This is a genomic window from Candidatus Bandiella numerosa (assembly GCF_029981845.1).
Taxonomy (GTDB): domain Bacteria; phylum Pseudomonadota; class Alphaproteobacteria; order Rickettsiales; family Midichloriaceae; genus Aquirickettsia; species Aquirickettsia numerosa.
The window spans coordinates 806,721-819,810 of sequence record NZ_CP104164.1; the positions used below are offsets into that span (position 1 = coordinate 806,721).

The 13,090-nt window shown below is 32.1% G+C and carries 11 protein-coding genes; all 11 read left to right on the forward strand.

The window, feature by feature from the left end; all coding sequences use genetic code 11:
• Positions 1-27 precede the first annotated feature (27 nt).
• The 11 genes from msrB (at position 28) to mobF (ending at position 12,577) form a co-directional block, all read left to right on the forward strand.
• Positions 28-579: a peptide-methionine (R)-S-oxide reductase MsrB gene (gene msrB / locus N3Z17_RS03895; protein WP_282471432.1), complete on the forward strand. Its 552-nt coding sequence runs from the start codon at positions 28-30 to the stop codon at positions 577-579.
• Positions 576-3,164: a conjugal transfer protein TraG N-terminal domain-containing protein gene (locus N3Z17_RS03900; protein WP_282471433.1), complete on the forward strand. Its 2,589-nt coding sequence runs from the start codon at positions 576-578 to the stop codon at positions 3,162-3,164. The genes msrB and N3Z17_RS03900 overlap by 4 nt, the downstream gene beginning before the upstream one ends.
• A 2-nt stretch (positions 3,165-3,166) precedes the next feature.
• Entirely contained in the window at positions 3,167-3,568 is a 402-nt protein-coding gene (locus N3Z17_RS03905; RefSeq protein WP_282471434.1) for a hypothetical protein, read from the forward strand.
• A 61-nt stretch (positions 3,569-3,629) separates the two neighbouring features.
• Complete coding sequence (locus N3Z17_RS03910) at positions 3,630-4,268, forward strand: hypothetical protein (protein WP_282471435.1); 639 nt, start codon at positions 3,630-3,632, stop codon at positions 4,266-4,268.
• A complete protein-coding gene (locus N3Z17_RS03915; protein ID WP_282471436.1) occupies positions 4,261-5,313 on the forward strand; it encodes a PDDEXK nuclease domain-containing protein in 1,053 nt (350 codons plus the stop codon). The genes N3Z17_RS03910 and N3Z17_RS03915 overlap by 8 nt, the downstream gene beginning before the upstream one ends.
• The gene (locus N3Z17_RS03920) at positions 5,306-6,238 is read left to right on the forward strand and encodes a hypothetical protein (RefSeq protein ID WP_282471437.1); all 933 of its coding nucleotides are present in this window, start codon (positions 5,306-5,308) and stop codon (positions 6,236-6,238) included. Before N3Z17_RS03915 ends, N3Z17_RS03920 begins: the two co-directional genes overlap by 8 nt.
• Positions 6,239-6,253: 15 nt before the next feature.
• Complete coding sequence (locus tag N3Z17_RS03925; RefSeq protein ID WP_282471438.1) at positions 6,254-6,604, forward strand: hypothetical protein; 351 nt, start codon at positions 6,254-6,256, stop codon at positions 6,602-6,604.
• 10 nt (positions 6,605-6,614) lie between these two features.
• Positions 6,615-8,588, forward strand: a complete 1,974-nt coding sequence (locus tag N3Z17_RS03930; protein ID WP_282471439.1) for a type IV secretion system DNA-binding domain-containing protein — start codon at positions 6,615-6,617, stop codon at positions 8,586-8,588.
• A gap of 40 nt (positions 8,589-8,628) precedes the next feature.
• A complete protein-coding gene (locus N3Z17_RS03935) occupies positions 8,629-8,778 on the forward strand; it encodes a hypothetical protein (protein ID WP_282471440.1) in 150 nt (49 codons plus the stop codon).
• Positions 8,779-8,877: 99 nt separating this feature from the next.
• Positions 8,878-9,780, forward strand: a complete 903-nt coding sequence (locus N3Z17_RS03940; RefSeq protein ID WP_282471441.1) for a methyltransferase domain-containing protein — start codon at positions 8,878-8,880, stop codon at positions 9,778-9,780.
• Between the two features lies 1 nt (position 9,781).
• Complete coding sequence (mobF, locus tag N3Z17_RS03945; RefSeq protein ID WP_282471442.1) at positions 9,782-12,577, forward strand: MobF family relaxase; 2,796 nt, start codon at positions 9,782-9,784, stop codon at positions 12,575-12,577.
• Positions 12,578-13,090 lie beyond the last annotated feature (513 nt).

The window sequence follows — 13,090 nt, forward strand, 5'->3', positions numbered from 1 at the left end:
TTTGAGAAAACCTAAAATACTAAAATTATGAAGAATAAATATCTAAGTAAAATCAAAAAACTAAATAAAGTACAGTTTGAAGTTACTCAAAATAAAGGCACTGAAAAAGCTTTTGCCAATCAATATTGGAACCATAAGGAATATGGAATTTATGTAGATATAATATCTGACGAGCCCCTTTTCTCTTCATTTGATAAATTTGATTCTGGTTGTGGTTGGCCTAGTTTTACCAAAAGCTTAGATCAATCAGAAATTATCTTGCAAGATGATCTATCTCATGGCATGAGGCGCACAGAAGTATTAACTAAAACATGCCACTTAGGGCATTTTTATTCAGAAAGAGGAATCAGAAAAATATTGATGAATTACACAAAATCAGCTGGAATGGACAGGTCTATATCTCCACATAAATTACGACACTTTTTGTTTACATGGATGAAAAAGCAAGGGGTTGATGATGCTTTAATACAACCTTATTCTGGACATGATTCAAGGAAATCATTAGAAATATATTCTAAATTATCAATAACAGATGCGCAAAATGAATATAACAAAATTATTAACAATTTTCCAGTATGAGTGCCGCATCTTTTTATACTAAATGGAACCTCATTGCCATTTCCGAACGTTTATTAACCTGGGGCCCAATACTTAAGAATTATTTTGTCTCATTCATATATTTACAGTTATGGATGCCGATATATGCGATATTATTTGTAGTATTTGCATCGCAATATCAATCAATGGGAGCAGAAGTAAATGGTGTGACCTGGAATAATTTTACAAAAATTAGGTCAATTAACCATGAGATAGCATTATTATCGGGTTATATGATATTCTTTACGCCATTTATTGCAGGGTTAGTGCTTAAAATGGGATTATCATCACTTGGATCATTATCTACATCGATGTTTGGAGCGCAACAACAAGAAGCAGCACGGATTGCATCTGACATAGTTAGAGGGAATTATAGTACAGGCAATATGAATATGGACAATCATAGTTACAATAATTTATCAGCAAATAAGCATAATGATAATTATGAATATATGACTGGCATAAAATCATATAACAGCATGTCAGGAGCTAGAGTTAGTGAGTATGCAGATGGTAGTAGTTCAATGGATATGAGTCCTGCAATAAATAATGCTGGTGGATTAATATCTATAGATTGGGGTTCGCATATGGGTAAGAAATTAGATAATAGTATAAGTAATTCACAAAGTGATATGACAAAGAGCAGTAGTGATTATTTAGAAAGTGCGTCTAATGCATATTCAACGTTACTTGGATACAATCAGAGCTTTGCTAAGGGGAGTGGTCAATATAAAGATTTCCAAGATAGCTTGAGTAACGACCAAAGACAATCATTCCAGGATGCTAGTAGATTAATAGATCAGACTTCACAGAACTTTAACATATCTACAGATGATGCACTGAAATTAAGTGTAGGAGCTAGTCAGGGGATAGGATTTGACATACTTATTGCAAAAGGAGGATTTAGTGTAGGCGCTGATGCTAGTAAAACAAGTAATTTAAGGGAGGCATATGAACATATGCAATCTTCAAGTAATTCTAAGGAATATAGTGATAGTTTAGGGAAGATGCAGTCATATCTAAGGAGCAATAGTAGCAAAGATCATTTTACGCAAAATCAGGATTTTTATGATTCGCTTAAGAATGATTTTGTTAAATCACAAAATGCTAGTAAATCATATCAAGAAGCGCAGCAGAGGTATGATAGTTATTCACAACAAAGGAATGAATATGCTGAGCAATCACAGAGGATTAATGAGAATCTAACTCCTAAATTCATGGAATGGGTTAAGTTTAAGAAGGGTAATGCGGGAGCAGAGGAAATATTTAAAAAAGGAGATGCTGGCACGTTATCATCACTTGCAAATAGATTTATAGAGGATAATGGTCTTAATAGTCCTATTAACTCAACTACATATAAGTCAAAAGAGCACAGCAATAATCCTGATTCCGCGTTTATGGGTCAATCATTTTTTAGCTCAGGATTTGGAACAGCTTCTAAGGCTCAGGGTGAAAGTGTGAGCGATACAGTTAACGAGAAGTTAAGTGGTGGTATTAATGAAGATGGTCTTGATAAGAAATATGAGAGTAATGTTGGTAAGGCAGTAAAGAAAAATATAGAGGATAAAAAGGACCTAAATTCAAAAATTGAACAAAAAGATGCTGTATTACAACCAATAGATACTAGAAATGATGCTAATAACAACCAACAATCAGTAACTAATAATAGTTCATCTCAAAATAATGAAGCGCCAAATAATCCTGATAATATAAATCCAGCAGGACAAAGCTCTATTAATTCACAGGTTGATTCAAATGAGAGTAAAATAGATGGGGAAAGTAATAATGTTGAAAATAAATCAGAGGCTCCAAAGACTAATAATAGACCTAGGGAATTCGAATCAAATTACCAAGCTCCTAATGCTTTTGCAGGTAACATTCATAAAACCGTGGGACAAAAAGGATTAGACACAGCAAATGAAGTAGATGACAATCAATTTGATACAAAGAATCAGTTAGGTGGAAAGAAGGGTGTGGTTAGCAGTAAGCAAAATGAATTGGATGCAAAATCTAAGGATAAGATTAATAAGGGCATCACAAAAAACATAGGTGGAAGTATATATCAGAATGCAAAAAATAATGTAAGTGGTAATGTTACTGCAGTAAAAAACACGTACTTTTCTGTAACTGGTCAACCAGAGAAAAAACAGGAATATAGTAAAATAGATAAACCTGCAATCGATATAAGTGGTGAGGATTTAAAAATACAAGACAATAATGATAAAAATCAAAAAGTTAGCCCTCAAAATATAATAAGTAATAATCTAATCCAAGCCAATCAAGCCTCTTCAAGCGAAATTAAGCAGGATTATGAGATAGTGGATAAAAGTAATAATTCTCAATCAACCCAGAATAGTGCACTCAAGCAAAACAAAAATCTGAGCAGCAAAACACAGAATGAAGACAAGAATATTGCTAATTTGAACAATGCAGAAAACAAAGATAAGGCTACGCCAAATTTGCTAAAGCAGAGTTCTAATAATGCGACTTCTCAGCAAGGCACTCTAAAAAAAAATATGAGCGCAGATAAGAGTGGCAAAAAAAATAATAAAAATGAGGATAAATAGCAATGTCATATAGAGCTAAAAAAATATTAACTGTAATTCTATTTTTGTTTTTCGGAACTATGGTTTTTTCTAAATCAATGAGGTCATTTTTTGCTGATGATACTATGAAGTTAATTACAGAGCATAAAGATAAGATAGACACTGTAGGAGCGAAGCATAAAAGTTATGTAACAAGAAAAATAGATGAAGCTAGAAAAATGTTTGATGAGTTAGATGATGGAATGAGTCAGTACAAATATAATAGTCAAATTAGAGAAGATAAACATTTTTGGGAGACAAAAAGATTAGGTGATTTGGAATATAAAAACCTAAGGAATCAATATTTAGATATATTTGCAAGAGAAGAGCAGAAATTAGAAAAAGTTAAAAAAAACATTAATAGAGGAAGGAATTGCAGAAACTAATTTTATCAAAGATGAAAGATATAGAAGAGCTATAGTATATGCATTTGAGCAAATAGGATTTATGTTTAGTACACATAATGTTAAATTTTTTACAGACTGTGATTACTTTGGACGTGGGAAGACTTATGGTAGATATGAGCCATGCAATGATCATAGAAATCATAAATCCAAGCAATATTTTGATGATGAGGATGTAGTAAAAACATTAAGCTCTATAAACCAACTAAAGAGAGAGCTAGGGAATGCATTTTTAATCAGTGATGAAAGAGAAAGAGTTAATAGAATAACTGTGCTTCATAACAATATATCATCTATATATTTTACAGAAATAGAAGGAGATAATGAAATAAGACTTGCGAGATATGCCACTGAAAATGCAGCTAATGCGTTACTTCCTTATAAGGAATTTATATTTGAAATATTGAATGCGCAAAAGAACATAAGTAAAAGTGAGGCTGATAAGTTTTTAAAGCAATTAGTATGGGATAGGTGTATCGGCAATATTAAAGTAGAATTAGAGTACAATGAAGAAGAGGCATATAAATTTTGTGATGAAAGAGTTAATCATCATATAGAAGCACTTCATTCATCAACCTACATTCCTATCAAATATTGCCACTTAGACTACTACGTGAGTGGTAAAACATTAATAAAATTTTTAAAATCATATAAAGATTTTGGAGTAAATGAAAATGAATGAAAACTATAAACTAGACCAAAATTACGGCACATTAGTAGCAGATTTAAAAAAGAGAGTAGCAGAATCAAGGTATAGAGCTACTTTAAGCGTGAATAGAGAGTTAGTTCTGCTATATCACCATATAGGTCAGCAAATACTTAAATCTCAAAAAATTCATGGCTGGGGTGCCAAAGTAATAGAGCAGCTATCTAAAGATTTATATTCGGCATTCCCAGAGATGAAAGGATTTAGCTCTAGGAATTTAAAATATATGCGTAAATTTGCAGAAGAATATCAAGATCAGCAAATTGTGCAACAGCTTGTTGCACAATTACCTTGGGGTCATAATGTTGTTTTACTGGATCGAATATCAGACAGAAGAGAACGAGAATTTTATATAAAAGAAACAATCCAATATGGATGGTCTAGAAATATAATGGTGATGCAAATAGAGAGCAATCTTTACATGAGGCAAGGAGGAGCAGTTACAAACTTTGATAAGAGATTACCTAATCTACAATCTGATTTAGCAGTAGGATTAATGAAAGACCCATATTGCTTTGATTTTCTAAGCTTAGGCAGGGATGCCCATGAAAGAGAAATAGAAAAAGGCTTAATATCACATATGCAAAAGTTTTTGCTTGAGCTCGGCGAGGGATTTGCGTTTGTAGGTAGTCAGTATCATCTAGAAGTTGGTGGTCAAGACTTTTTCGTGGATATGCTCTTTTATCATTTAAAGCTACGCTGCTATTTTGTGATAGAGCTCAAAAATACAGCATTCAAACCGGAATATTCAGGGAAGCTTAATTTTTACTTATCAGTTATAGATGATAAATTAAAGCATAAAGATGATAACCCATCAATTGGTTTAATTTTATGTAAGTCTAAAAATAAAGTAGTAGCAGAATATGCGCTTAGAGATATAGAGAAGCCTATAGGGCTATCTGAGTACAAATTACCTGAAAAAATTATTGAGAAATTGAAAGCTACTCTACCAAGTATAGAAGAGCTTGAGAAAGAGTTGTCAAAAGATATAGAAGAAGTAGAGGATGTTGAAAATGAATAAAGAAAAAACAATAAATTCGGCAATTAAGATGCTTTCAAAATTAAAGTCTAATCCAGATAAAAAAGGGGCTGGGAAGCATAAAAAATCTAGAAATTCAGGATTTAGTTTAAGAAAGTGGTTAATTATATTGTTTGTATTATTTGGACTCTTTACGGTTGTAAGGATATATTACGCAAAAGGCATATTTAATACACTGATAGAGCTTTGGGAGAATGCAGGAGTAGATATTGGAGCATTTGATGAAAAAGATACTAGAAGATATCAAAGAAAGCAAAGAGAAGCAGTGCTTATGAAGAAAGAGGGAGAAATCAAACAAATGCAAGAAGAGGAGGTGAAAGCTAAGAAAAGCATTTATCAATTAAAAGACTCATATTTAGAGTTACAAGATGAATATAGTAGTTATGTAGATACTGAGGGCTATTATAAAAAAGGAGTAGTTAAAACAGAATATAATAAATCAGTAATAAAAAAATATCGTGACAAACAGTATGAGCTGGTAGCAAAACTTGAAGAGTGTGAGTACTTGATAGAAAATACAGTCAGGACTCATATTAAAAAGGCAAAAAATTATCATAAAGAGATAGAAGAAATTAAAGTACAGATAGGAGAGTTAGCCCTAAAAGGACAGAAAGGATTAAGTGAAGAAGAGATAGATAAATTAGACACCCTGGCTGGTAGAATAAAATCTATCAATAAATGGCAGTTAGTTACAGATAGGGAAAAATTAATACTTGCATTTTTTGAAAGTAATCAAGCTGTAGTAAACAATTGTCCATGTGTATTTATGATAAGTCAATTATGGGGAGAGCTGAGGAAAGATAAATATTTTATGAAAGAAATAGTGTCACTAAGGCTTAAAATGCATATGCAGGAATATATGCATACTATTTGGAAGATGGAAATTATGGAAAATAAATTAAATTAATCAGAGGTATTAGCAATGTCAGAAGTAAGATTATCACTAAGAATTAGTGAGAATGAAAAAAAGGTAATAGCTAAATTAGCGGCTGCAAATAATATGACAGAGACGGAATATATAATCTATCGAACGTTGACAATAAATCCGCAAAATCCAGATAACATTGATAATGAGTATTGTTATGAATTTCCAACAAAAGAACAGCATGAATATTTTCAAGTTGTAGCTCTTGTAGAATTAAGAATGATGATGGAAAATTTAATGATGATGGAGTATGCAGATATTTGGGATGAATTAAAAGCAAAAATGATTAGGGAATCACAGGGTAAACTTAGTAGAGGCTCGTACCGCAAAATAAAAGTAGAAAAATAGAGTGGTATAAATGGGTAATTTTGTAAGAGGCGGACAGTTAATAACGCATTCATTTAGAATGAATTATCAGGTATGGAAAATACTGATGCGATGTGTTTTAGCGATAATGTTATGTGGAGTTTTTTATACATTTTATAATGACATAGGCACATATGATTGGAAGAATGTGCCAGGATATATAAAAAAAGAGGTGGCATTTTTTGATGAGGCAGTAGTTACATATTATACAGAGTATGGGTATAAACATGAGCAAACGAAGAAGTTTGCAAAAAACAACCCAGTATTTAAAAGACTAGAGCAAAAAGTAGAAAGGGCATTGTATAAGGGCTTGATAACAGGAGGAGTGTTATCAGCGATATTACTTATGGGAACGGTATTTTATTTTTATAGGACTGGGAAAAATCGCACTGTAAGTATGGCAATAAGGGGTATATTTCTTGAACAATTTGATGTAATCAAAAAGAAGGTAGAAAAGCATAACAAAGCATTTCCATATATACCTCACACAATAGCAGAGATGCCATATCCAATAACAGGGGAGCCTCGTTCATTCACATCAGGAGAGCAATCACATACAATGATAATAGGATCAACGGGTAGTGGTAAAACCACAATAATTAGAGAATTATTGTATAGCATACACTGCAGAGGAGAGAAAGCTATCATAGTGGATGTAAAGGGTGACTATATAGAAAAAGCTTATAGAGAAGATATGCGTACAGATATAATATTAAATCCACTGGATAAGAGAAGCAGGAACTGGTCAATATTTAAGGAGACAACAGCACTTACAGGATTTGCCACAATAGCAAAGGCGTTGATACCAGTAGATTCAAAAGACCCTACATGGACAGAGGCAGCAAGAGCAGTATTTACAGAAATGGCAAATAGTTATGCAGGTGCAAATTTATCTCTTGCGGAGTTTACAGATAAAATCTTAAAAACAGATATAAAGGTATTGGAAGAGATATTAAAAAAAACTTATGCAGGGAAAATAATCAATACAGAGATAGAAAAGGCTGCGTTATCAGTGATGATGGTAATGAGCTCATATTTAAGGCCTCTTAAGCTATATAGAAGTAATGAAAACTGTTTTTCAATTAGAGATTGGATATTGGGAGATACATGGAATAAAGAGCACAGGCAACATGGATTTTTATTTTTATCATCAAGAGCAGAAGCAAAGAGGGATTTAAACCCAATAATAACGGCACAGGTTGATATAGCAATCAATGCGATGAGATCAATGGGAAATAGCAGTAGCAGGCCAAAGATATGGTTTATATTAGATGAGCTAGGGTATTTTGACACAGCAATACCAAATTTAATAGATGGCTTAACAACCGCTAGATCATATGGAGGATGTTTTGTATTAGGGACGCAGGATATAACAACAGTTTCTAAAATATATTCAAGAGAAAGAGCAGAAACAATAACCAATAACTGTCGCACGAAGATTTTCATGAATGTAGAGGGAGCTGAAACTGCGAGATGGTGCTCTAATAATTCAGGAGTAGGAGAAGTGGAAGAATGGAGTGAAAGTTTTTCTTATGGAGCGCATGAGATGAGGGATGGACAAAGTGCAACAAAGATAAAAAGAATGAAAGCAGCAGTACTTGATGGTGAGTTCCAGATACTAAAAACGGGAGAAGGATATATTAAGCTATCAGGTTACAATCCAGTTAAATTTACAGCAAGGAAGCCAAGATTAGGGGATATTGCAAAACCATATATAGAAAACGAAAAACTGTATGGGTTGTTAGTAGAAGAGAGGGAGGAGCAGGAGAAATATCGCATAAAAGTGGAAAAAAGGTTTAATAAAGACACAAATATATTGGCTCTTGTAAAAGAAGGTGGCGCTAGTGAAGATGATCAAATAAGTAGTAATGTTACTATAAAGAAACCAAAAGAAGGTGAAAAAACTAGTAAAAAAGAAAATAGTGCAAAATCAGTGGCAACAAATGATATTGGTAATGATTGGTAAGAATAATAATAAAAAAGAATAAAAATATTTTTGAGGTAATATGAAAATAAAAAGTAATTATGCACTATTATTAGATGAGGGTCTAAAGGGCTTAAAGTATATTAAAAATCTACTGAAGGACTTAGAGAAATCGCCAAAAGACAAAAAAATAAAAAAAAGCAAAGGCACTAAAGAAAAGAAAGAAAGATAGGTTTTGCGGATGATGGATTATAATATATATCGCAGTAGCAAACGTTATAAATCGCATATTTTCCTTTTTATACTCATTTTTTTGTTTGTAACAAGATATATGTTATGCAATGCAGAAGTGGGGTTTTTAGAGAAATATAAAAAACATACTTTTATAAAAAAAAGGGAGCACTACAATTGGCTGTTATACAATAATACCCTAAAAAAGGATCTTACATTGAATGATACAGGAGCAACATCCAAAGAGGATCCAATATTGGATAGAAGTGAAATTATTAGACTACATGATAGATATTTACCTATAAATTACCCTACTGTTATAGATATAGGCTCTGGTCTCGGAGGTTTTAGTAAAACTATGGCATTTTTAGGATATAATGTGACTTCAATAGATATGTGTCCAGAACATATAGAAATACAAGAAAAGAATTTTTGTTCTATAAAACCCATATCGTTTATGCATGATTTGTTAAATCTAGATGGGTATAATTTTTTAAATTTAGAGAACGATTGTAAGCAAATAAAATCAAAACAAAAATTTATAGAATGGGATTTTCTTGAACCAACTCCAAGCAATTTACCGCGTGCTCCATGGCATTTTATAATAGCATTTAATGTATTCCAATTTATGAATCATGACGCAATCACAAAGAGCTTAGAGTTAATCAAAGATAATATAGCCGATCAAGGAATCATTTATGTAAATTACACACATCTTACAGTTAATAATTTATTTTTAAGTAGTTACAATCAGAACTATACTTTTTTAATGACTGAGCTAGTAAGATTGGGGTTTGAGGTGGAATCTCAAGCTGACACACCTAGAAATCATAATTTTTGTATAGATGCTAGAAATAATGCAGAAAGAATTTTTCTAGATAGTATCAGAAATAAAGTAAAAATTTTCGTACCTTCTGACTGGAAACCCCAAGTAGAATACTTGTGTAACCAAGTTACGCCACAAGTCACCACAATGATATTAAAAAAGAAATCTAGGTTATAAAATGCTCACAGTAAAAGGATTTGAATCATCAGGTGCGGCCGGAAAGTACTATAGTCATGGTGATTATTACGGTAGTGAAGGAACAGGAGTGTGGTACGGGAAAGGTGCTGAACAAATAGGACTTATAGGAGGATTTAACGCAAGCAATGATCCTAGATTTAAAGCTGTGCTTGAAGGTAGGGTGAATGAGGATAATCCCTTAGGTCGTATACATAATGGCAAATGGGAGCATAGACCTGGATATGATCTGACTTTTTCAGCTCCAAAGAGCTTTTCTATAGAGGTCAATTTACGTTCTGATCCAAAAAGACAGGCAGAGCTAAGAAATGTTATGCAGAATGCAGTTAAGAGAACGCTTGATTATGCTTCAGAGCGTGGATTATTACAAGTGAGGAAAGGTAAGGCTGGGATAGAGAAAGAAAACGTAGATAAACTTGCATATGCGTTATTTGCACATAGTACTAACAGGAAACTTGAGCCACAAGAGCATATACATTCATTTTTAGCAAATATGGCGATATGCCAGGATGGTAAGATGAGAAGTATAAATATGGATAAAATAATTAATAGGAATGGTACTATTAAGTTTTTAGGACAGGTATTTAGGAATGAACTAGCTTATGACCTAAAAAAATCAGGTGAAAAACTTAGAACTACAATTTTATCAGGTGGGAGTAGTTCATTTGAGTTTTCGCATATATCTGATAATTTAATTAGAGCATTTTCCACTAGAAGGCAGGAGATTGAGGAGCTATGTGAGAAATACGGTATTACAACAAAGCAAGGACGGGATAAAATTGTTATTAACTCGAGAGAGGCAAAGAGAAAAGTAGATAAAGAAGAATTAATTAATACATGGGAAAAAGTTCAAAATGAGGTATTAAAAAAAGAAGTGTTGAATTTAAATAAGGAAATACAATCAGAAGAAGTTGGTGAGAAAGCGGAATTAACAGTTGAAGAAATAGCGAAGCTCTGCGCATTGGACGCCTCATCTAAAAAAGCAGTATTTGGTCATAACGATTTAGTGAGATCAATGATAAAGTATACTATGGGAGAGGCAACTATCAGTAAACTTGAGGATGCTGTAACAAAGCTTGTAAATGAGGGTGAGTTAATAAAGCATAGTGATAAATATACAACCCTATCTTTACTTCAAAAAGAAAAGGAGATTTTAAAAATTGCTAAGCAATCACTGAATAGTACAAAGTCTATTATAAAGGAAAGTAATGTAAAGAATCAGATAAAAGCTTTTGAAGCAAGGGAGAAAGCGAGTAATAATAAATTCATGGGTCTTAATGATAGCCAGAAAAATGGACTCAAATATATTTTGACATCAAAAGATAATATAATTGCAGTAGATGGACTTGCTGGTGTAGGGAAGTCAACGATATTAAATGCGGTACGTGATATTAGTGGAAGGAAAATAATTAATTTGATTGGACTGGGAGATAAATTTGGTGGAGCTGCGCCTACAGCATCTGCTGCAAAAACACTGCAGGAATCAGCAAAAGTAGAATCATCTACTCTGCATTCATTTATATATAAATATAAAGGATATATAGAAGGAAGGGGAAAAGCTCAAACACTTCAGACAATAAAAAAGAGTTACAGCAAATCAGTGATATTTGTAGATGAAGCATCATTAATATCAACAGAGAAGATGCATGAGTTATTTCAATTAAGAGAGAAGCTAGGTTTTAAATTAGTTTTGGTAGGAGATCAAAAGCAGCTAGGAGCAGTTGAGGCAGGTAAGGATTTTGAACAATTAATCAAAGTTATACCATATGTAAAACTAGATAATGTTATTAGACAGCAAAATGAATCTCATAGGGAGGCTGTGGTTGAATCATCAAAAGGCAATATTAAGAAAACATTTGATATTCATGATAAAAATATAGAGCAGCATTCTAAGGGAATAGTTTCTGCAGCTGTAGCAAAATATATGGAGTTAAATTTAAAGGATAGAGATAATACATTGTTAATGTCGCCAACTAAAAAAATAAGAGACGAAATAAATGATCAAATAAGAGTTGAACTAAAGAAGGAAAAAATACTAAAAGGTAGTATTGAAAACTTTGCTGGGTTAAGACAGAAAGATATGAGTTTGGCAGATTATAATTTTGCAATGATGTATAAAAAAGATGATGTTGTAAAATTCTTTAAAAATTATTCAAATGGCATTAAACAAAATAAGTACTATAAAATTATAGGAATTAATAAATTAAGCAATAATATTACAGTAGAAAAAGATAACAAAAAACACGTTTTTAAATTCAGGACTGATACAAAATATAATGACAAATTAGAAGTATATGAAAAGATGGATTTAAAATTGCAAGAAGGCTTAAAAATAAGATTTACAAAAAATAATAACAAGGAAAAATTAGTTAATTCTGAAACGGCAATAATAGAAAATATAAATAAAGAATCTATCAAATTTAAAACAGAAGATGGAGAAATAAAAACAGTAAATAAAGAAGAATTAAAGCATATAGATTATGGATATTGTTTAACAATACATTCAGCACAAGGAAAAACATATCAAAAATCAATAGCGGCAATTGAAGATAATAAAATGTTATCCAATCAAAAATTATGGACAGTAATATTATCAAGGCATAGGGAAAGTTTTATAGCAGTAGTGCAAGAGAGAGAAAAATTACAGGGGTATTTAATATCAAATAATGGAAGGGAAATGAGTGCAATAGAATTAAGTAATAAGCAACAAAAGCAAGCGCAACAAATTCAAAAGATGCAGCAAATACATAAATCTAATGATTTCCAAATATCAATATAAAATCGCATAAAACCAGCTATGGAGTTATTGTATTATTACTTGGTACCAGGTGGTGCAGCCACACAAAACGAGAGATTGCGAGGTTTTAATAAGTATTAATTATTTGCAAAATAATAAATTTTAACTTTTTGGTACCAGCTGGTACCAGCTATGTGATAGGTAAAAAGCCGCATCTAGCAATTGTGGTACCAAGTGGTACCAAATTTAATAATTCTTGGTACCGTCTGGTACCAGCTCTGCATCTTAGATAAACTGGGCCATAGAAAGAAATGCACCAAGGGTGCGATTGGTGTGATACTCTTTCCTTGGCTCTGCCGTTGCTTTTTTAATGATCCTACTATTCTTTTATCTTTTTCTATTAATATCAATTTCTCTAAGAGCCTTAGTGACGATTGAGCGTAGAAACTATTTTGATTTTTAATTTATAACATGGTACATTTTTGGTATTAGTTATTTGAAATTGTACATAATATTTTCTTATTTTTTTGGTTACATATATTATTTTTTAAATTA

Coding starts and splice junctions, on each gene's coding strand:
- N3Z17_RS03935 (WP_282471440.1), top strand. CDS start 8,629: ATGAAAATAAAAAGTAATTATGCACTATTATTAGATGAGGGTCTAAAG.
- N3Z17_RS03925 (WP_282471438.1), top strand. CDS start 6,254: ATGTCAGAAGTAAGATTATCACTAAGAATTAGTGAGAATGAAAAAAAG.
- mobF (WP_282471442.1), top strand. CDS start 9,782: ATGCTCACAGTAAAAGGATTTGAATCATCAGGTGCGGCCGGAAAGTAC.
- N3Z17_RS03905 (WP_282471434.1), top strand. CDS start 3,167: ATGTCATATAGAGCTAAAAAAATATTAACTGTAATTCTATTTTTGTTT.
- N3Z17_RS03910 (WP_282471435.1), top strand. CDS start 3,630: ATGTTTAGTACACATAATGTTAAATTTTTTACAGACTGTGATTACTTT.
- N3Z17_RS03915 (WP_282471436.1), top strand. CDS start 4,261: ATGAATGAAAACTATAAACTAGACCAAAATTACGGCACATTAGTAGCA.
- N3Z17_RS03900 (WP_282471433.1), top strand. CDS start 576: ATGAGTGCCGCATCTTTTTATACTAAATGGAACCTCATTGCCATTTCC.
- msrB (WP_282471432.1), top strand. CDS start 28: ATGAAGAATAAATATCTAAGTAAAATCAAAAAACTAAATAAAGTACAG.
- N3Z17_RS03920 (WP_282471437.1), top strand. CDS start 5,306: ATGAATAAAGAAAAAACAATAAATTCGGCAATTAAGATGCTTTCAAAA.
- N3Z17_RS03940 (WP_282471441.1), top strand. CDS start 8,878: ATGTTATGCAATGCAGAAGTGGGGTTTTTAGAGAAATATAAAAAACAT.
- N3Z17_RS03930 (WP_282471439.1), top strand. CDS start 6,615: ATGGGTAATTTTGTAAGAGGCGGACAGTTAATAACGCATTCATTTAGA.